General features: G+C 68.9%; 11 protein-coding genes and 2 tRNA genes. 4 read left to right on the plus strand and 9 right to left on the minus strand.

Annotated features, from left to right (window positions below):
• Nucleotides 1-35: 35 nt before the first annotated feature.
• Both ACN469_RS29610 and ACN469_RS29615 read right to left on the minus strand, forming a co-directional pair.
• A complete protein-coding gene (locus ACN469_RS29610) occupies nt 36-860 on the minus strand; it encodes a hypothetical protein (protein ID WP_498773207.1) in 825 nt (274 codons plus the stop codon).
• 294 nt (nt 861-1154) lie between these two features.
• Complete coding sequence (locus ACN469_RS29615; protein WP_498773209.1) at nt 1155-2210, minus strand: methyltransferase; 1056 nt, start codon at nt 2208-2210, stop codon at nt 1155-1157.
• Nucleotides 2211-2323: 113 nt separating this feature from the next.
• On the opposite strand from ACN469_RS29615, the gene ACN469_RS29620 reads away from it, so the two are divergent.
• Nucleotides 2324-3022: a 2OG-Fe(II) oxygenase family protein gene (locus ACN469_RS29620; protein ID WP_498773211.1), complete on the plus strand. Its 699-nt coding sequence runs from the start codon at nt 2324-2326 to the stop codon at nt 3020-3022.
• Nucleotides 3023-3260: 238 nt separating this feature from the next.
• The gene (locus tag ACN469_RS29625) at nt 3261-3635 is read left to right on the plus strand and encodes a DUF1330 domain-containing protein (RefSeq protein WP_498773213.1); all 375 of its coding nucleotides are present in this window, start codon (nt 3261-3263) and stop codon (nt 3633-3635) included.
• 13 nt (nt 3636-3648) lie between these two features.
• On the opposite strand, the gene ACN469_RS29630 is transcribed toward ACN469_RS29625, so the two are convergent.
• Entirely contained in the window at nt 3649-5316 is a 1668-nt protein-coding gene (locus ACN469_RS29630) for an amidase (protein ID WP_498773215.1), read from the minus strand.
• Nucleotides 5317-5424: 108 nt separating this feature from the next.
• Here ACN469_RS29630 and ACN469_RS29635 point away from each other — a divergent pair, with 108 nt between their 5' ends.
• On the plus strand, nt 5425-6483 hold the full coding sequence (locus ACN469_RS29635) for a patatin-like phospholipase family protein (protein WP_498773217.1): 1059 nt from the start codon (nt 5425-5427) through the stop codon (nt 6481-6483).
• 17 nt (nt 6484-6500) lie between these two features.
• Here the strand turns inward: ACN469_RS29635 and ACN469_RS29640 are convergent, their stop codons facing one another.
• From ACN469_RS29640 to murJ, 6 genes are all read right to left on the minus strand, one after another.
• Nucleotides 6501-8912 (minus strand): cation:proton antiporter domain-containing protein, encoded by a 2412-nt coding sequence (locus ACN469_RS29640; RefSeq protein ID WP_498773219.1) that lies wholly within the window; start codon nt 8910-8912, stop codon nt 6501-6503.
• A 282-nt stretch (nt 8913-9194) separates the two neighbouring features.
• A complete protein-coding gene (locus tag ACN469_RS29645) occupies nt 9195-15401 on the minus strand; it encodes a myxosortase-dependent M36 family metallopeptidase (protein ID WP_498773221.1) in 6207 nt (2068 codons plus the stop codon).
• A gap of 541 nt (nt 15402-15942) precedes the next feature.
• Nucleotides 15943-16016: transfer RNA gene (locus tag ACN469_RS29650), tRNA-Met, on the minus strand.
• Nucleotides 16017-16084: 68 nt separating this feature from the next.
• A tRNA-Met gene (locus ACN469_RS29655) sits at nt 16085-16158 on the minus strand.
• Nucleotides 16159-16255: 97 nt separating this feature from the next.
• Nucleotides 16256-18205: a S1 RNA-binding domain-containing protein gene (locus ACN469_RS29660; protein ID WP_498773353.1), complete on the minus strand. Its 1950-nt coding sequence runs from the start codon at nt 18203-18205 to the stop codon at nt 16256-16258.
• 259 nt (nt 18206-18464) lie between these two features.
• Nucleotides 18465-20099, minus strand: coding sequence for a murein biosynthesis integral membrane protein MurJ (murJ, locus tag ACN469_RS29665; protein ID WP_498773223.1), 1635 nt, complete (start codon nt 20097-20099; stop codon nt 18465-18467).
• Here murJ and ACN469_RS29670 point away from each other — a divergent pair.
• A complete protein-coding gene (locus tag ACN469_RS29670) occupies nt 20086-20211 on the plus strand; it encodes a hypothetical protein (protein WP_498773225.1) in 126 nt (41 codons plus the stop codon). The two genes, murJ and ACN469_RS29670, sit on opposite strands and share 14 nt — an antisense overlap.
• The last annotated feature ends 41 nt before the right edge of the window (nt 20212-20252 follow it).

Genomic DNA, 20252 nt, shown 5'->3' on the forward strand with positions numbered 1-20252 from the left:
TCCGCCCCCCTGAGCGGACCGCGCCTCGACTCAAGTCATGTGCGCGCTCGAGAGCGGGCCAGCGCCGCGGCCCGCGCGGGGTCGCGAAGCTGGTCCATCTCTTCTGGCATCAGCCAGTCCACGGGCTCCACCTCGTAGACATCCCGCTGGGCGTCGTACGACAGCACCAGCGCGGGATCTCCCCGCTTGAGCCCGTTCTTCTTCGAGCAGACCACGTTCAAGATGAAGCCCGCCTCGCCGTCCTCGAACGTCGCGTGGCCGTTGCGGTCCGTGACGCCGCCGCTGGAGATGGTGCACACCCGGCCCATCAGCGAGTCGCGACCCGGCGCCTTGCGCGCCACGAAGACGGGGCGCAGCGGCCGCACGGAGATGCCGGAGATCACCAGCCCCGCGATGAAGCACAGGATGCCCACCGTGCTGTTGAGCAGCCACGAGGGCAGCACGCCCCCCAGCAGCGCGTGCGCGGGAGGCGTGGCCAGGAGCGACAGGAACCACGAGAAGAACGAGACGAGGCTCACGGAGACCGTAAGGGGAATGCCCGCGAAGCCCAGCGTGGAGAGGATGCCGCCTTCCATGTGCGCGTCGTGGTCATGCGCGCCCATGGCCTTGCCGCCGCCCTGGATGGCCTCGCCCGCCGCCTTCGCCCCACCCTCCAGCGTCCCGGCGAGGGCCTTGCCCCCACCCTCGAACGCCGCTCCCAGTGCCTTTCCGCCAGATTCGAAGTCGACGTGACCGCCATCGAGCAGGTCGATACCCACTGCTCCGATGATGACGAACAGCCAATAAGTGAGCACCACGCCCATTGCCGTGGTGAAGATCGCGGTCGGAAACGCGAGGATGGCGTCGAAGAAGGGCGTCATCGTCGCCCGGGACTCTAATCGACCCTGATTCTCTCCGAAAACCGCCCCCGTCGATTTCCGGGCCGGACGCTCGCCGAGCCACCGAGCAGAGCCCGCATCGCCCAGCCGCCCTCGGCCGCGCAGCGCCTGGAGGGCCGGGCCTCGACAGGTCCGGGGTCCACCTTCACCCGGACAGAAGGACGATGCCGTCGCCACCACGGCCACGGCGCGAAGGAGGCCCTGCTCCACCTGCTGAAGTCGTCGGGGAGCGCCGGCCCGGCGCGTGATGCGACGCCGGGCCGCCGGCCGTTCGACTCAGGCGGGGACGACCTCCACCACGCTGGGCGGCATGTACGTGGGCAGCACGCGGTGGATGCGCAGCCCGGCCTTCTCCACCAGCGCGGTGTACTCCACCCCGGTGCGCTCCTGGCCGCCCACCAGCACCAGCATGGCCATGTCGTAGAGGTTGCCGAAGTGCGACACGTTGTCGCCCGGAAGCACCGTCTCCACGATGAGCAGCTTCGCTCCCGGATGCATCGCCTCGCGCATGTTGGTGAGGATCTTCAGGCTGCGCTCGTCGTCCCAGTCATGGAGGATCTGCGACAGGATGTAGATGTCGTGGCCCGACGGAATCTTCTCGAAGAAGTTGCCCTCCAGCACCTCGGCGCGTGACGCCACACCCAGGTTCGTCAGGCGCGCGGTGGCCTCCGCCTTGACGTGCGGCAGCTCGAAGAGCGCGCCCCGGAGGTTCGGATGGGACTGGAGGATGTGCGCCAGCAACGTGCCCGTTCCACCGCCCACGTCCACCACGGACTTCGCGGTGGAGAAGTCATACGCGCCCACCACCGCCGGAGCGTTGAGGCTCTGATACGCGGCCATGCTGCCGTTGAAGATGGCCGCGTCCTCCGGGTGCTTGGACATGTAGCCGAAGAAGCTGTCCCCCATGAACTTCTCCACGGAGGGCTGCCCCGTCTTCAGCGACGACACCAGGTCTCCCCACGCCTGCCAGGACAGCAGGTGGCCGTGCGCGCGCAGCGAGCCGTACACCGAGCCTGGGCTGTCCTTGCGCAACATGTTGCCCAGCTCCGTGAGGCCGAAACGCTGGCTCTGCTCGTCCTTGACCAGCACCCCCAGGCCGGTCAGGAGTCGGAGCATGCGTCGCAGCGCCGGAACATGGGTGCCGCTCGCCTGCGCGAGCTCCTCCACGCTCTTGGGCACATCACCGATGGTGTCCGCGATGCCAAGCTCCGCCATGATCTGCAGGCTGCGGGAGACCCAGAAGCCGTAGACCATCTGTGTCATCACGGCTGCGGGCGGAGGTGAGCTGGGAGAGACAGGAGCGGCGTTGATGGGACGAGGTTGCTGGCTCATGCAGGGGGGGACCTTGCGCGGGGGGAGGGAGTGAGACGCGGCAATTCTGGAACCTAAAAGGTAGGCTGTAAAAGCACTATTGGTCAGTTCCCTCGCATTCCCGGCCTTTTGTCGTGCGCGCATACATCAGCCACCGTCAAGCTCTCCCCACAGTGGAGTTGGAGTCACTGCGAGACGCCCTGCTGGGCTCGCGTTTCGTGGCCCGCAGTCCGCTCATGGGCACGTTCCAGGCGAGTCGGGGCTTCGCCTTCATCTTCACACATGAAGGTCGGAGCACCCTGGAGGCGCGCTTCCCGTTCCTGCGCGCATACCTCGCGCGAGTGCTGGCACCGGACAGCGCGCGCGGGCTGCTGCCGTGGCGTGAGCGGTTGTTCGGTTCGCGACAGCCGATACCCAACGCGTTCTATCTGAACCTGCTGTTGCTCGATGCGGGCAAGGGCGTGGGCCGACACATCGATGCGACATTGCAGGGCCCCAGCGGCGTCGCCGATGCCACGCCCCGACACGTGAGCGTGCTGTATCTCCAGATGCCACGGGGCGCGCGCGGCGGCGCGCTTCGGCTGCTTCACGACAACCACCGCGTGGGCGAAGTGCGGCCTCGGCCCGGGCTGCTGGTTCACTTCCAGGGCCATCTCCAGCACGAGGTGCAGCCGTTCCTCGGCGCCCAGGACGACACACAGCGCGCCAGCCTCGTCTGTGAGCAGTACGTCTTCCCGCCAGACGCCCTCGCCCGCCTGCCGGCCTTTCGCATCCAGTCCAAGGCCGGCTTCGCCGCCTATCTGGATGCGCAGCGCGAGCGCCGCGATACCTGAAACATCTGAAATCTCGGCAAGGCCGTGATGTCGTCGCCGCGCGGGTCGCTCGGATGCCCGGCGTCCTTGCGTCGGCCCTGGGCTCGTCTCCCGTCTCCTGAGAGTCGTGGGTGGTGGGGGCCCCAGTTTTGAGGGCTCCCGGGTCTGTCCTGTGCCGGGTTCAAAGCACGGAGAGACTGAGAGACAATGATTCGCCGTCTCGATGGGGGGCGGACCGATTCGTCGTTCAGGAGGCACCGTGGCTGTCGATCCGCAGGGCACCGATGTTCAGCGCTTCATCCAGGAAGACCCCGGGGGACCGCTGGTGATGATGAACCTGGTGCGGTTCAAGGAAGGGGGCCGGGCCTCGTTCGCGGAGTATGCGAACGCCATCATGCCTTTCATGATCAAGGCGGGCGCCCAGCCGCTCTATGCGGGCGACGGCTCCACCGCGCTGGTCGCCGAGCCGGGGCAAAGCTGGGACGCGGTGATGATTGTCCGCTACCCGAGCCGCGCCGCGTTCCTCCAGATGGTGAACGACCCCGACTACCAGCGCTTCAGCCACCTGCGCACGGCCGCGCTGCACGAGGCGGTGATGCAGGCGACGCTTCCCTGGGCGGCATCGCCTCCTTGAGCTTCGCGCGGACTCAACGCCCGGCGACGAGGCGCAGGTCCGCGGTGGGCACGAAGCCAGGCGGACGTCGGTGCCGCGTGGCCTGCTCATACGCATGGGCGAGCTTGAGCAACGTGGGCTCGCTCCATGCTCGACCGATGAACGACAGCCCCACGGGCAGTCCGCGCACGTAGCCCGCGGGCACGGTGAGGGTGGCGTAGCCGGAGACGGCGGCCGGCGTGGAGCTGCTGCCCAGCCAGTGGTCTCCGTTCACCAGGTCGATGAGCCCCGGAGGCGCCTGCGTGGGCGCGACGAGTGCATCCAGTCGGTGCTTGTTCATCACCGCGTCGATGCCCTGCGCGCGAGACAGCTTGCGGCTGGTGGCCAGGGCCTTGAGGTACTTCGCGTCGGAGAGCGGCCCGCGCGCCTGCGCCTGACGCAGCAGCTCCTGGCCGAAGTACGGCATCTCCACGTCCTGGTGCTCCTCGTTGAAGCGGATGAGGTCCCCGAGCGTGCGCAGCTTCGTCCTGTCTCCCAGGCTCGCGAGCCAGGCCTCCGTGCCGGCCTTGAACTCGTACAGCAGGACCTCGAACTCGGGGTCATCCAGCTTGGGTGCGTTGGGGATGGAGGCCGGGTCCACGAGGATGGCGCCCTTGGACTTCATGACCTCCAGGGCCTGCTCCATCAGCGCGTCCGTGGCGGCGTGGTAGCCGAAGAAGCGCTCGCGAGGAACGCCGATGCGCGCGCCCCTCAGCCCGTCGGCGTCCAGGAACTTCGTGTAGTCGAGCCCCGTGCGACCCTTGCTCGCGGCCGTCGCCACGTCGGCGGCGTCGACTCCGGCGAGCACGGTGAGCAGCGCGGCGGCATCCGCCACCGTGCGCGTCATCGGGCCCGCGGTGTCCTGGCTGTGGGAGATGGGGATGATGCCCGAGCGGCTGACGAGCCCCACCGTGGGCTTGAGCCCCACGAGCGAGCACGCCGCGGAGGGCGACACGATGGAGCCGTCCGTCTCCGTGCCCACGGACACGACGCACAGGTTCGCGGCCGTGGCGGCGCCCGAGCCCGAGCTGGAGCCCGAGGGAGACCTGTCCAGCGCGTAGGGATTGCGGCACTGGCCACCGCGTCCACTCCAGCCGCTGGCGGAGCGCGTGGAGCGGAAGTTGGCCCACTCGCTGAGGTTCGTCTTGCCGAGGATGACGGCGCCCGCCGCGCGCAAGCGCTCCACCACGAACGCATCTCGCGAGGGCACGGCGCCGACGAGCGCGAGCGAGCCCGCGGTCGTCTGCATCCGGTCCGCCGTGGCGATGTTGTCCTTGATGAGCACGGGGATGCCGTGCAACGGACCGCGCGCGCCCTTCTCCTTGCGCTCCTGGTCCAACGCCCGCGCGATGGCGAGCGCGTCCGGGTTCAGCTCGATGACGGAGAGCAGCGGCAGCGAACCGGTGCGGTCCATGGCCGCGATGCGCGCCAGGTAGCGCTCCGTGAGGCCGTGCGCGGTGTACGTCCCTTCGCCCATGCCGGCTTGAAGGTCGGCGATGGTGGCCTCCTCCAGGTCGAAGCGACTGGCTGAAGGCGCGGCCTGGCCCTCGGGGTTCGCGGAGACGTCGAGCGAGGACAGGGCCGTGACGGCGGCCGTGCCTCCGAGGAAGGCACGACGGCTCATTTCCCAGGAACGATGACCGGGCGGCGTGGGCTTTTTCATGGGGGCGTGCGCAGTACAGCAGTGGCGCATGGCTTGTCGCAAGCGAGGCGGCCCCGGACGCGGAAGTCCCGCGCGTCGCGCACGCTCCTGTTACGGTGCCAGGCCGACATGGCCTCGAATCTGACGCTTCTCGCGGGACCTGACGCGCTGCGGCTCTTGCGGGCGCGAGGGCTGCGCGGTGACGACGTGGATGTCGTTCCTGGGGCTTCTGGTGGCCCCAAGTGGTTGGTGCTGGCGGGGTTGGATCGCGCCCTGTTCGGCGAGCTCTTCAAGGGGCGCACCCGACCCCTGCATCTGATTGGCAGCTCCATCGGGAGCTGGCGGCTGGCGTGTCTGGCCCAGAACGACCCGGTGTCCGCGCTGCGCCGCTTCGAGGCGGCGTACATCGACCAGCGCTATCCGCCCAAGCCCTCCCCCGCCCTGGTGAGCGAGACGAGCGAGCGAATCCTCGACGCGCTCCTGGGTGACGACGGCCTGCAGGAGATCCTCCACCACCCGTGGGCGCGGCTGCACATCGTCACCGCGCTGTGTCGCGGACCCATGGGCGTGGAGCATCCCCGCGTGCAGCTCCTGGGGTTGGCGCTGTGCGCCATGGGCAACGTGGTGAGCCGCAAGAGCCTGAGCCTCCACCTGCGCCGCGTCATCTTCGACACGGCGGGAGACACCAGCCCCTTCACGCGCCAGAAGGACCTGCCCTCCGTCCACCTGCCCTTGACGGCGGAGAACCTGAAGCCGGCGCTCATCGCCTCGGGCTCGATTCCGCTGGTGCTCAGCGGCGTGCGCATCCCCGGCGCGCATCCGGGCGTGTACCGGGATGGCGGCGTCATCGACTACCACCTGGACCTGGACTTCGGTCCCGGTGAAGGCCTGGTGCTGTACCCGCACTTCTATCCGTACGTGGTGCCCGGCTGGTTCGACAAGGCCCTGCGCTGGCGACGGGCGCGGCCGGAGAACTTCCGGAGGGCGCTGCTCATCTCCCCTTCCCCGGAGCTGGTCGCGAGGCTGCCCGGTGGAAAGATTCCGGACCGCATCGACTTCGAGCGGATGACGGACACCGCGCGCATCCGCGCCTGGAACCAGGTGGTCGCCGAGAGCGAGCGGATGGGAGACGAGCTCCAGGAGCTCATCGCCACCGGTCAGCTCGCCGAGCATGTGAGGCCCCTCTGAGCACGGGGCCACGCGCCTCACGGGCGTGACGGCGGGGCTTCATTCTCGAGCTGGACCTGGTCCAGGTAGCACCAGCCCCAGTTCTCACCGGGCTCCAGCGAGCGGATGAGCGGGTGTGCCGTGTCGTGGAAGTGCCGCGTCGCGTGCTTGTTCTTCGAGTCGTCGCAGCACCCCACGTGGCCGCACGTCATGCACAACCTCAAGTGCACCCAGGTGTCGTGGAGCTTGAGACACTCCTCGCAGCCCTTCGTCCGGGGCCGCACGGGGCGCAGTTGATCCAGGTGGCCACAAGGGCCCGTGCCCTCCTTCGGATGGAACTCGATGGTGGCCTGCGGGTCGATGAGCTCCGCCGCCGTGCGCGGTGCGGTGGGAGCCGGCGAGGAGGTATCCACCTCCACGCCCTCCGGGGGTGGCGCGCGGAACAGCTCGGCGCCGCGCTCGAAGACGGAGACCGCGCCCTTGAGGACCAGCTCATCCCCCGACTCGAAGCGCAGGTGGGGTCCCACCTGTGACAGCAGCGCTCCGTCCCTTCGCAGGGACAGGACCTGGAGCGCGCCCCCCGCGCGCTGGACCAGCGCCTCCACCGTCATCCCGACGACGGGCGCACCGGGGCGGACCGTCACGCGGCGCGAGCCGAGGCAGTCATCTTCCAGCGCGCACACGAGCAGGGGCTTCTCCAGGGAGCCCGACAGACGCAGCGCCGCGTAGCCGGAGCGCCGCACGGCGTCCTCGTGGTCCTCGATTTCCTCCGGCGACTGTCGGTAGTCCTCGAGCACCGAGGACAGCACGGCCACCAGGCTCTCCAGCTCCTCGCACACGACGACATCCGCGCCGGCCGTGCTCATCGGCTCCACGTCCGCGACGGTGCGGACGCGCGCCACCAGTCGCAGCGTCGGGTTCTCCATCCGCGCCACGGCCACCACGCGGTGGGCCATGGCGACCTCGTCATCGACCACCATCAGGAGCTTCGCGCGCTGGATGCCCGCGACGCGCAGCGTGCGCTGACGCGCATAGTCGCCGCGCAGCACCGCCATGCCCTCGGCCTCCGCCTCGTTCGCCCCCTGGGGACTCAAGGTGGTGACCAGGAACGGGATGCCCGAGCCCCGCAGCACGCGCGACAGTCTGCGCGCCCCGTCTCCATAGCCCGCGACGATGATGTGGTTCTCGAAGCGGGCGAAGGACTCCGCCGCGAGCGCCTCGGACTCATCCGTCGTGGGGCTCTCCTGCGCCATCGCGCGGTGACCTCTGCGGGTGAGCCGACCGCCCGCCCAGACGCCCAGCCGGGACAGCAGCGGCGTGAGCACCATCAGCATCACCGTGGCCGCGATGAAGGCCTGGGAGCCCTCGGGGAGTCCCGCTGGAAACAACCCCAGCTTCCGGCCGCTGCGCTCCAGCACGAAGGAGAACTCCCCCACCTGGGCCAGGAGCAGCGCGCTCTCCACCGCCACGGGTGGTCGATAGCCGAGCGCCAGCACGCTGATGCCCGTCGTCACCGCCTTCACGACGAGCACCGCGACGATGGCCAGCAACACCTCGGGCAGGTGCGCCACGAGGAAGCCCACGTCCAGCAACATGCCCACGGAGACGAAGAACGTGGCGCTGAAGAGGATCTGGAGCGGGAGGATCTCTCCGAAGGCGTGTTCACTGAAGCGGCTCTCGCTGACGACGAGGCCCGCGAGGAAGGCCCCCAACGACACGCTGACGCCCGCGAGGCTGGTGAGGTATGCGGTGCCGAAGCACACGGCGATGACGGTGAGCAGGAACAGCTCCGGCGAGCACGTGCGGGCCACCACCTCCAGCAGCCGGGGCATCAGTCGTCGCGCCACCACCAGCACCGCGATGATGATGCCGATCGCCTTGGCGAACGCCCACACGAAGTGAAGCGGTGTGTCCCCCTTCCCCGCCAGCACTGGAACGAGCAGCACCATCATCACCACCGCGAGGTCCTGGAAGATGAGCAGCCCCAGGGACACCTGGCCCACGTCGGACGACGTGCCTCCCCTGTCTCCGAGCAGCTTGAGGACGATGGCGGTGGAGGACAGCGCCACCAGGAAGCCGGTGAACAGCGCGGGGCGCCACGCCACGCCGAACAACATCAGCAGGCCCATCATCCCCACGGAGGCCAGCCCCACCTGGAGCCCTCCTCCTCCGAACAGGAGCAGCTTGAGGCGGGACAGCTTCTCCAGGCTGAACTCCAGCCCGATGCTGAACAGCAGCAGGATGACGCCCAGCTCCGCGGCGGAGTTGACCAGCTCCAGGTCCTTCACCAGGGCCAGGGAGTTGGGTCCAATCAGCGCGCCCGCGAGCAGGAAGCCGACGATGGGCACCAGCCGGAAGCGATGGCCCACGTAGGCCATCACCGCGCCCGCGGCGATCAGGATGACAATCTCCTGCAGGAACGGCGGCGCGGCGGAGGCGAGAGGGAACATGGACGGAGGGCGGCGGCCCGGCCGGGCCACACGCGCGCCGAGCCTGCCCCAGCACGAGAGGCCGCCAGCGCGCCGCGCGGCGGATTCGTGCACCAGTCACCTTCACCACCCCGCCAACGGCGCCGGAATGAGCAACGGCCGACACCCTCGCGAGAGGATGCCGGCCGTCGGACTTCGAGAGCTCTCAGGACCGCTGAAGCGAGTGGTGTGCCTCCGGGTGCGGGCCTGTCAGGCGCCCGTCCCCGGAGGGAGCCGCCTCCTCGAAGGGAGGCGGCGTCCGACTCAGTTCAGGCGGCGACGACGGTGCAGCAGGCTGAGGAGCGCCAGGGCAAGCATGCCCGCCGGAGCACCCGCGCCCGTGGACGAGCAACCACCACCATCATCCGGGGTGGCCGTGGCCTCCACCGTGACGCTGTGGGTGGCACCCTTGGAGTCCTTCACCGTCAGCTTGAACGAGAACGTGGCGCTGTCGTCATCCAGCTCCGGAACGTCCACGCTGAGCACCGCCTTGGTCGACTCGTTGAGCGTGACGCCCGGGCCGCCCGTCTGCTCCCACTTGTAGGTCAGGACATCGCCATTCGCGTCGCTGGAAGCCGAGCCGTCGAGGGTCATCGACGTCTGGCTGCCATTGAGGATGATGCGAGCCTTGGCCACCGGCGCCGTGTTCTCCACCGGCGCGGCGGTCACGGTGATGACCACCAGGGAGGCCGTGCTGCTCGCCGCCCCGTCGCTCACCACCAGGCTGAACACCAGGTCACGATCAGCCGTCACCGCAGGGGCGGTGAAGCTGGGCTGGGCCGCCGTGGCATCGGACAGCGCCACCGTCGGGCCGCTGACCTGCGTCCACGCGTACGTCACCGGAGTGGAGTCCGGATCGCTGCTCGCGCTGCCATTCAGCGTCACGGTGGCGCCAGACTGAGCGGAAGCCGCCGCGCCCGCGTCCGCCGTGGGAGCACGGTTCACGTTGCGCACCGTCACCGCCACATCCGTGGTCACAGAGACCGTGCCATCCGACACCGTCACGCGGAACGACAGCGCCGCGTTGGCATCCACTTCGCCCGCGTCGAACGTCGCGGTCGCGGTGTTGGCGTTCTGCAGCGTCACGTTGGTGCCCGTCAGCTGCGTCCACGCGTAGGTCAGCGTGTCGCCGTCCTCATCCGAGGCATGGGCCACGAGGGAGACAGTGCTCCGCTCATCGGCCGTCACCGCGGACGCGGTCACCACCGGAGCCCGGTTCGGGATGTCCGTCGGGTTGATGGTGATGACCACCAGGGAGGCCGCGCTGATCGCCACCCCGTCACTCACGACCAGGCTGAACACCAGGTCGCGCTGCGCCTGCACCGAAGGAGCGGTGAAGGACGGCTGGGCCGCCGTGGCGTCGGACAGCGCCACGGACGGGCCGCTGACCTGCGTCCACGCGTACGTCACCGGAGTGGAGTCCGGATCGCTGCTCGCGCTGCCATCCAGCGTCACAGTCGTACCGGACACGGCGGAGGCCGCCGCACCCGCGTTCGCCGTCGGCGCGAGGTTGACGTTGAGCACCGTCACCGTCACGTCGTGGGTAGCGGTCTCCGGACCATCCGTCACCGTCACCCGGAACGTCAGGGTGCCAGTCGTGGTGACCTCGGGGGCCGTGAAGGTGGCCGTCGCGGTGGTCGCACCGGACAGCGTCACCGCCGTGCCGGTCAGCTGCGCCCAGGCGTAGGTCAGCGTGTCACCGTCCGGGTCCGTCCCGAAGGCGGTGAGCGTGGCGGGAGCGCGCTCGTTGACCGTGACGGCAGAGGCCGTCACCGCCGGGGCGCGGTTCACCGGGTTGACCTGCACGTTGACCGTGTCGCTGGCGGTGGAGCTGCCGTCGCTCACCGTCAGGCGGAAGGTCAGCGTCTCACCGGTCGCCGTCTCCGGCGCGGTGAAGGTGGCGATGGCCGAGGTGGCGTTGGTGATGCCCACCGGCGTACCGGCCGTCTGCACCCAGGTGTACGTCAGGGTGTCGTCATCCGCGTCGCTCGCCGAGCCGCTCAGCGTGGCCACGGCGCGCTCGTTCACGGAGCCATCCAGGCCCGCGTTCACCGTCGGAGCGCGGTTGATGTGGAGCACGTTCACCGTCACGTCCTGCGTGGCGGACGCCGTGCCATCCGACACCGTCACCCGGAAGGTGAGGACGGCGTTGGCGGCCACTTCGCCCGTCGCGAAGGAAGCGTTCGCGGTGTCCGCACCGGACAGCGTCACCGCCGGGCCGGACAGCTGCGTCCACTCGTACGTCAGGGTGTCACCGTCCGCATCCGAGGCCGTGGCCGCGAGGGTGGCGGTGCTGCGCTCGTCGACCGTCACCGACGAGGCGGTGACGACGGGGGCGCGGTTCACGTCGCGGATGACCACGTCCACGGTGTCGTTCACGCTGACCTTGCCGTCGGAGACGGTGAGGCGGAACGTGAGCGTCGTGTCGAAGTCCACCTCGGGGGTCGCGAACGTGGCGGAGGCCGCCGTGTAGCCCGTCAGCGCCACCGGGGTGCCGGACACCTGCGTCCAGAGGTAGGTGATGCTGTCGCCGTCCGCGTCGCTCGCGGAGCCGGACAGGGTGTAGCTGCCACGCTCATCCGCGGCGCCGTCCAGGCCCGCGTTCACCGAGGGAACGCGGTTGACGTTGAGGATGCGCACCGTCACGTAGTCCGTGGAGGTCAGGCTGCCGTCGCTGACCACCAGGCGCAGGACGATGTCGCGGTCCGACGCCACTTCAGGGGCCGTGAAGGTCACCGTGGCCGTGTCGGCACCGGACAGCGTCACCGCCGAGCCGGAGAACTGCGTCCAGGTGTACGTGAGCGCATCGCCGTCGGCGTCCGTCGCGCTGCCCGCCACCGTCACCGCGGTGCGCTCGTTGACGATCTGATCCGCACCGGCGTTGGCCACCGGAGGACGGTTCAGACACACGTTGTCGTCCGCCGCCAGCGCGGTGAACGGGGTGTTGTCGATGCCGCTGAAGGACAGGTTGTCCAGCGCCCAGCCCGTCGCGCCGACGGCGTTGTCGGTGCCGATGCGGAAGCGGATCTGGACCGTCTGGCCAGCGTACGTGGTGCCCAGGTCCAGCGACGCGGCGTTGAGCGTGGGGAAGTTCGCGCTCGTGCCGACGATGGCCTGCCGACCCTGCAGGGGGTTCAACACGCCCGGAGCAGTGTCCAGCACGCCGCCGTACAGGGGGCCACCGATGTCAATCCACGTCTGACCATTGTCCTGGGTGAGTTCGATGACGGCGCCGTCGTAGTTGAAGTCCTCGTCGGCTTCGAAATCGTAGGCGTGGTCGAAGCTGACGATGAACGGCGCGGTGGCGCTCACCTGGAGCGGCGGCGTCTTCAGCCAGAAGTCCGTGGGGACCCCCAGGTCCTCGCCGAAGAAGGCGCGGTCGACGTACGCCTCGTCCAAGTAGATGAGCCCGAAGTAGGTCTCGATGATGCGCGGCGCCTCGCTGGACTCCAGCTCCCAGGGGAGCGTCGCGGGGTTGGACTGGACGGTCTCCGTGCGGCTGCTCTCCGGAACCTCGTCGTAGTTGGTCATCGCGGCCAGCGATGCGATCACGTCGCCAGGGCTCGCCTGGTTCTCATCGCGGAAGGAGATGATGAACTCCGCGACGGAGCTCGGCGCGGCGCCCGTCAGCGTCACGGGCAGCGACACCGTCGTCTCACCGAAGACAGGGATCTCCGGCAGCCGGACAAAGCCCCCGTTGCTGATGACGACACCACGCGTCGGCGAGAAGATGGTGACGGAGCCATTGCGCGCGGGGTGCGAGCCGGTGTTCGCGATGGTGACGACGACGCGGCCCGTCTCACCATTGTCGAGCACGCCGTCGCGATCACACGAACTGGTAGGCAGGTCGTCGGACAGCGTCGCGCCCACGAGTCCCAGGGCGGGACCGGTGCGGAAGCTCTCCACCACACCCTCGTGGTTGGTGGAGACGTAGGACGGGCCCACGGCGCCGACACCGGCACCGCGCTTGGCGAAGGCCACCCACAGGCGCTCGGCATCCGCGGGGTCCACGGCATAGGCACCCGCGAGGATGGCGTCACGAGCCTCCAGGAAGGTGGGCGCGAACGGCGTCTGCATGTATCCCAGGACGATGTACTGCTTCATCCGGTCCTGGGCGACCTGGAACGGGTGCACGCGCAAGAGCGACGTATAGGCCTCCCAGAGCATGGTGGCCCACACCTCACCGGAGTTGTGGAACTGCGAGTTCACGCTGGCGTTCGGGAGGATGGGCGCCGTGGTGGGCAGGGGCGACGAGTTCGAGATGTGGCGGAACGTCAGCGCGTTCTTCGCCATGTCGGAGGAGTACGTCACGCGGCGGATGCCGTAGAACGCGCTGTCGGGAGAGCTAGCGCCGTAGCGCGGGGCGAACTCGGCGGCGCCGTACGCGCCCGTCCAGTTGGGATTGGAGGGGACGTTGATGTCCTCCGGCCGGGTCACCATGAGCAGCGCGTGGAAGTCAGCCCAGCCCTCACCCATGGAACGGCCCTGTTGGTTGACCAGACCCGAGGAGTTCAGGACGAGGCGGTTGCTGATGTAGTGCCCCCACTCGTGCGCGACGATGATGTTGTCGACGGTGCCGTCCGGGCCGATGCTCGGCGCGCGGAACATGCGCACGTTGAGGCTCGGGGCGTTGCGGAGCAGGTTGCCATCCGCCAGGGTGATGCGCAGCAAGGGGATGGTGATGGTGGCCGAAGTGCCCCCCATGTCCGCGACAGGGCCGGCGGCATTGTCGGCGATGATCATGCCCCGCGCGCCCGCGGCCTGGGCCACGGTGGCCTTGACGAGGAAGTCGCAGTTACCGCGGTCGATGAGGACGATGTTGCCAGCCACCGCCGCCGCGTTGGTCAGCGCGGTGCAGCCGTCCGTCGGGGACGTTCCGGGCGCGGTCACGCCATCCAACCCGATGACGACGTCGCCCACCATGTCGAACACTTGAGCGCCCATGCCCGACGCGATACCGACGGCATAGGTACCCGCGACGTTGGCCGGGGCATTCACCGTCAGATTCGCATCGCGGGGGCCGCTGAAGCGGTACATCTGCATTTTCGGCGGAAAACCATCCGCCGGCGTCGTCATGTTGGCGTTGTCCATCCCGCTGTAATCCTGCGCCTGCGCCAGGAGGGGATCGCTTCCCAAGCCGCCACGCCCGAAGTTGTCGGACTGCGCGTTGCCCGCGGACTCGTCGAACCCGGTGTCGTAGTACCAGTCGTGCAGCCAGTTGTTCAGGAAGAACAAGCTGGTCGTCGCCGCGGAGATCTGCTCGGCGTTGGCGTTCGGCTGGATGTCGAACAGCATCGTGCGGTCGAACACGCCAGGAGCCGTGACGGTGGGGCGAAGGTCGCCCTCGTTGTAGTTGTCCGGAGCCACGAGGTCCGCGTACGCGTCCACGTTGTTACCGGTCGTCACCGTGGCACCGGCCGGCAGCCACGGGTCGTTCTGGCTGAAGGGCGCGTTCTGCAGGGTGACGAGCGCGGGGGGAACGAACGCGGGCCGGAAGCCCGTCGGCGCACCGTCCGGGTGCGGCGTGGCGTTCGTGCCCGCGGGGCCGTCGTGAGGCGTATACGGGGGGGTGGAGTCCGCGAAGACGCGGTAGCTGAAGGCGGCCTGCTCGCGCAGGTCCTTGCGAGACAGCACTCGGCCATCCAACGCGGAGATGACGTACGAGTAGGCGTCCGAACCGACACTGTCCACGCGGCCGGTGAAGACCTCGACGTAGTACGCGGGCACCAGCGTGTTCGGCAGCTCGTAGTAGACCTGCTTGGCACGGGCGGGCTCGCGGAGGCCCGCTTCCTGAGGCCGCGCGTACGAGGCCAGGGTGTAGTGCGTGTAGCGCCCCGTGGACTTCGCGCTCTTCACTTCCGCCAGCAGGCTGCCGTCGAGCGCCGAGCCGGTGACATCCTGGTAGGCGGCGGCGATGGCGGACTTCGCGGACAGCTTGAACCGCAGGCGCTCGGGGACGGTGTGCGACTCCGTCACGTGCTCGGAGATGGTGCCGGAGATCGACACCAGCTCGTTGTTCTTGTTCAAGAGCATCCGGAGGCTCTGGCGGAACACCTCGACGCCGGAGAGCTCCTGCGCCACGGTGACGACCTTGACGCCCGCGGTCAGCTCCTTGACACCGGAGACGCGCGCACCGGCCGCCTCGAACGACTTCACGCCGTACATCGCCGTGTAGTCGTTGAGCTGGGCGAGGGCCGCCTGCGCCGGCGCCATGCTGGCGTACTGCGCCTTCAGCTTGTTGTTCGTCTGAGCGCCACCATTGGCCCACAGGAAGCGGGGGGCGCCGGTGTGCTCGTCGCGGTGGGTGACACGGACATTCGTGTCGGCGTCCACCGGCTTGAAGCTCGCGGCGGTGCGGCTCGCGGGCTTCGCCTCAAGGAATGCGTCGTAGTTCGGCAGCGTCCTGGCGAAGGAGCCGGTACCTGAAAGTACCAGCGCCAGGCCGGACAGCTTGGCAACCAACCTTCTCACGTGGGGGTGCTCCCATGGGATTGCGCGGGGTGGGAGCCGCCCGGGAGACCCGATACGTCGCTTTCCGACAATCTCGCCGGAAGTTCAGGTCTGTTCTGATTGGCTCCCAGGTGACAATTTGTCACCTGTTGGAGAGATTAGTGCCTTTACTGATGTAAGTTGAAAGGCGACATCGCGGTTTTTTCTACGATGGCGGGAGATTTCCGTATCCACGGGAGACTCGTCCGGAAAGATCCCCAGGCAGAACAAGGGTCTGCAATGTCCGTGGGCCACATTCCAGTGCTGACGGACCTACCCTGGTTCTCTGGTGTCAAGCCAGACAGGACGCGGAGTCCAGGTGGCTGTCGAGCCCCGGACAATCCACCTCGCGAGCAGCCCCCCTCCCCTGCCCGGAGCAAACCCAGCACGTGAGGAGCAGGCGCGCGCGGCGAGCGGAGGCACGAGCGCACCAAAAGAGAAAACCCCGGCCACCATCTCTGGCGACCGGGGTCTTCAACCTTGCGGCGCCTCTGAAGCCAGACAGGCTTCAAAAGACACCAAGTTGCGGGGGCAGGATTTGAACCTGCGACCTTCGGGTTATGAGCCCGACGAGCTACCAGGCTGCTCCACCCCGCGACATGTTGTGTTTGCCAATAAACACCAGAGGCCCGGCTTTCTATTCTCCGGGCCTCTGGCATTCCTAATTGCGGGGGCAGGATTTGAACCTGCGACCTTCGGGTTATGAGCCCGACGAGCTACCAGGCTGCTCCACCCCGCGTCAGCGGCGAGGGAGGTAGTACCGCCCCTCGCCGTGGACTGCAACATCTATTTCCCGCGAACCCGAACACGCTTCAAACGTGCTCGGTCGCGGTGAATCACTTGCCGAACTTGCTGAAGAGATCGGCGAGCGTGCCGAAGCCCTTCTTGCCAGCGGCGACACCCTGCGGCTGCTGCGTCTTCTGCCACTCCTCCACCTCGGCACGCTCCTCGGCGCGCACCGCGGCGGTGACGGACAGACGAATCTTGCCGGAGGCGTCGATGTCGAGAATCGCCACCTTCACCTCCTGACCGAGCGCGTAGTGCTTGCGCAGATCCGTGCCGCGCTCGGTGCCCGTCTCGCTGGCGGGGAGCAGACCCTTGCCACCCGGGAACTGGAGGAACACGCCGTAGGGCTCGATGCGGTCCACCTTGCCCACGACCACCTGCCCCGCCTTGGGACGGGGAGCGGCCGGAGCCGAGGGCGCGGTCTTCTCGGCCGCCACCGGAGCCGTGCGCTCCTCGGGAGGACGCTGCGCCTCCTCCTCGGTGATGCGGCGCAGGCCGATGCGCTTGTCGTTCGCGTCGATCTTCTCGACGGCGACCCAGATGGTCTCGCCTTCCTTCACGACGTCGCGCGGGTGCGCGATGCGGCGATCGCTCAGGGCGGAGATGTGGACCAGGCCGTCCACGCCGGGACGCAGCTCCACGAAGGCGCCGAACTGCTGGAGGCGGACGACCTTGCCCTGCAGGCGGTCGCCCTCCTTGATCTCGGAGATCGCCTTCTTGAACGGGTCCTCCTGCCGCGAGCGCATGGACAGCGTGATGCGCTCCTTCTGCTTGGTCTTGTCGGGCGAGTTGGGCTGCGCGGCCTCCATGCGCAGGATCTCCACCTCCACCTCGTCACCGGACTTCACCACGTCGCTGGGGTGACCCACGCGCGTGTACGAGAGCTCGGAGACGGGGATCATCCCCTCCACGCCGCCCAGGTCCACGAACACGCCGAAGTCGCGCACGCCAGAGACCTTGCCCTTGACGATGCTGCCCTGGGACAGGGTCTTGCGCGTCTCCGAGGCGAGCTGGCGCTGCTCGTCCTCGAGCAGCGAGCGGCGCGACAGCACCACGTTGCGGTCACGCACTTCCGTGACGCGGAACTTGAGCTTCTCGCCGATGAACTGATCCGGCTTCTCCACGTAGCGCAGGTCCAGCTGGCTGATGGGGCAGAAGGCGCGCTGGTCGCCGATGGCGACCTCGACGCCGCCCTTGTTCACGCTCAGCACCATGCCCTCGACGGGCATGCCGGAAGCGCGAGCCTCGGCCAGCATCGCCATGGACGCACTGCCCTTGGCCAGCGCGCGGCTCAGGACGATGCCCTTGGCACCCACCTCGATGACGTGCGCCTCCAGGCTGTCGCCGACGCCGAAGCGCAGGATGCCCTCGTCGTCCTTGAGCTCGCGCAGCTCAATCATCGCCTCGCTCTTGGCCGAACCCTCCAGCGACACGAACGCGGTGTCCGCGCCGAGCTGGAAGATGGTGCCCTTGACCTTCTCGCCCAGGCGCACGCCCCGACGACCCGGAGCGCCACCGTCCTTGGCCTGCGCCTCGAACATCTCGGCGAAGGACTGGGACTCGGGGACCTCCTCGTACAGCGCCGTGGAAGGCGCCGGCGTCGGCACGACAGGGCGCGGCGTCGGAGTGGCGCCGGAGGCCTCGGCCTCGGCCGTGGTGGCCTCCGCCGTCGCGGTCGCCTCGGCGGGCTGCTCACCCACCGGCCCCCGCGTTTCGATGGCACCCGACGCACGCTTCACGACGACCATGGGCCCCGACGGACGGCGCTCGCCACCACCGCGGCGCTCACCCCCTCGGTCACCACCCCGCGGAGGGCGCTCCTCGCGGGGCGCTCCTCCCGCGGGGCGCGGCTGCGCATCGCGCCCCTGACCGGGACCGCCGCGCTCGCCTCCGCGACCGCCGCCGCCGCCGCCACGACCTCCCTCACCACGGCTCGCGCCGCCCGAAGGAATGCCGAGCATCACGTCTCCGAAGGTCGCCTTCGGCTTCTTGGGGCCCATTCCACCAGGACCGCCCGCATTGGAACCGTTCTTCTCGTCGCTCACTGCCGAGACCTTCCTGAGACGAAGACAGCCCAGACTTCGCGTGAAGCCGGAGCCCATGAAAAAGGCGGCGCACTCTACACGCGCGCCCTGTCGGGAGGAAGCCCCGATGACGCGCACGTGGTCCACACCACCCCTTGAACCCTAACGAAGAGGCCCCTCCACGCCATCCCTTCCGACACCTGCTTGCACCCCCAACCACAGCCTGCCTGGTCCGTCAGGAACCGAGCAGTGGCGGGCACTTAGCGCCCTCGGCGAAGCCGGCCCGAGACCTTGCGAAGACCGCGCCGGCCTCCGGAACGCCGAGCGCCGCGGCCACCGCGAAATAGATGGCTCCCATGGGGATGGCGACGGCGACAAATCCCAGGATGGGATGCAGCCGAGGGGGGGCGAGGAAGGCCCCACCCCACTCCGCTTGCACTCCAGGCATGGGACCCAGCACCGAGGTGAGCCCCAGCTTCACCCCCAAGGCCACCGCTCCGGCAATCACCGCCGCGCCCCACAGCCGGGGGAGCAATCCAGAAGGCACACCCACGCGGCCCAGCTGCCTGGAGAGCTTGCGGCGCAGGAGGGTGGACTCCAGCCAGGCCACCATGCCGCTGGAGAGCGTGAGGCCGAGCGCGCCCAGGTGCGGGGGGAGCCCCAGCCACTCGGGCCCGTGCAGGCCCAGGAGCCACGCGCCCAGCGAGCCCAGCGCCACGCGGACGATGGCGAAGCGCAGCGGCGTCTTCGGATCCTTCAGCGCGTAGAACGCGGAGGCATAGAGCCGGCCCACGGTGGCGGCCACCAGGCCCACGGACGCGCCCATCAGCAGGTACCAGAGGTAGCGCGAGTCCGCCGCGGAGAAGCGGCCTGTCTGCAGCAGCGCCGCGGCGACCATGTCCCCCACGAAGAAGAAGGCCGCGGCCGAGGGCACCACCCAGAAGGCGATGCGCCGCGCGCCCGCGTCGATGCGCGTCCGAAGCTTCGCGGCGACCGCTTCCTGCTCGCCATCCGCCGCGCGCGCCATCTCTGGCAGCTCCGCCGCGGACACCGCCATGCCGAAGAGGCTCACGGGGATGAGGTAGATGGTCTGCGCGTAGACGAGCGAGGACATGGCCCGCACGGAGATGAGCGTGGCGAACGCCGTGTCCACCCAGGCGCTGAACTGCACCACGCCGCGCCCCAGGACGACGGGCCCGAAGCTCTTGAGCACCTGGCGCACGGGCGCCGCCGCGGTGGAGAGCGAGGGCTGGAAGCGCCCCAGCAACTTGAGGACGCTCGGCACCTGCACCGCGAACTGGAGGAAGCTTCCCGCGACGACGCCGTAGGCGAGCAGCTCCACCAGCCGCTCCTCGGCATGGCGGCCGCCCAGCACCAGCAGCGTGAGGATGATGGCGCCGTTCCACACCACCGGCGCCAGGTACGACAGCAGGAAGCGGCGGTGGCTGTTGAGGATGCCCAGACACCAGGCGCTGAGCACCAGGAAGCCGGTGCCCGGGAAGAGGATGCGCACCACGCGGATGGCCAGCTCGCGCGCGGAGCCCTCGAAGCCCGGGGCGATGAGGTCCACGAAGAGCGGCGTGAAGAGCATGCCCGCGCCCACGAGCAGCGCGGTGGCCAGTGACAGCAGGCCGAACACCGCGCCCGCCACCCGGTCCGCCTCCTTCGTGTCCTTGCGGCCGAGCAGCTGCGCGTACACCGGAATGAACGAGCCGGAGAGCACGCCCTCGCCAAACAGGTTCTGCAGGAAGTTGGGGATGCGCAGCGCCGCCTTGAAGATGGCCGCCGCCGCCTCGTTTCCCAGGTAGTGCGCGAAGACGCGCTCGCGCACGAGCCCCACGAGCTTGGAGGCGAGGATGCCAGTGGCCACGAGCACCGCGCCTCGTCCGCTGGAGCGCTCGGACCGAGGGGACGAGGCGGTGGAAGGCGGCGGGGAAGGCTCGGGCACGGAGACGGTCACGAGCGCCGGACTGTATGCGTGACGTCAAGTGGCATGAAGCAGGAAACCCACCGGGCCCTGTTT

Origin of the sequence: Corallococcus terminator (genome assembly GCF_049194865.1) — a bacterium.
Classification (GTDB): domain Bacteria; phylum Myxococcota; class Myxococcia; order Myxococcales; family Myxococcaceae; genus Myxococcus; species Myxococcus terminator_A.

Bases quoted from the DNA above. Each gene is read 5' to 3' on its own strand.
- ACN469_RS29670 (WP_498773225.1), top strand. From the start codon at position 20,086: ATGCCAGTGGCCACGAGCACCGCGCCTCGTCCGCTGGAGCGCTCGGAC.
- ACN469_RS29615 (WP_498773209.1), bottom strand. From the start codon at position 2,210: ATGAGCCAGCAACCTCGTCCCATCAACGCCGCTCCTGTCTCTCCCAGC.
- ACN469_RS29635 (WP_498773217.1), top strand. From the start codon at position 5,425: ATGGCCTCGAATCTGACGCTTCTCGCGGGACCTGACGCGCTGCGGCTC.
- ACN469_RS29610 (WP_498773207.1), bottom strand. From the start codon at position 860: ATGACGCCCTTCTTCGACGCCATCCTCGCGTTTCCGACCGCGATCTTC.
- ACN469_RS29630 (WP_498773215.1), bottom strand. From the start codon at position 5,316: ATGAAAAAGCCCACGCCGCCCGGTCATCGTTCCTGGGAAATGAGCCGT.
- ACN469_RS29660 (WP_498773353.1), bottom strand. From the start codon at position 18,205: ATGGGCCCCAAGAAGCCGAAGGCGACCTTCGGAGACGTGATGCTCGGC.
- ACN469_RS29640 (WP_498773219.1), bottom strand. From the start codon at position 8,912: ATGTTCCCTCTCGCCTCCGCCGCGCCGCCGTTCCTGCAGGAGATTGTC.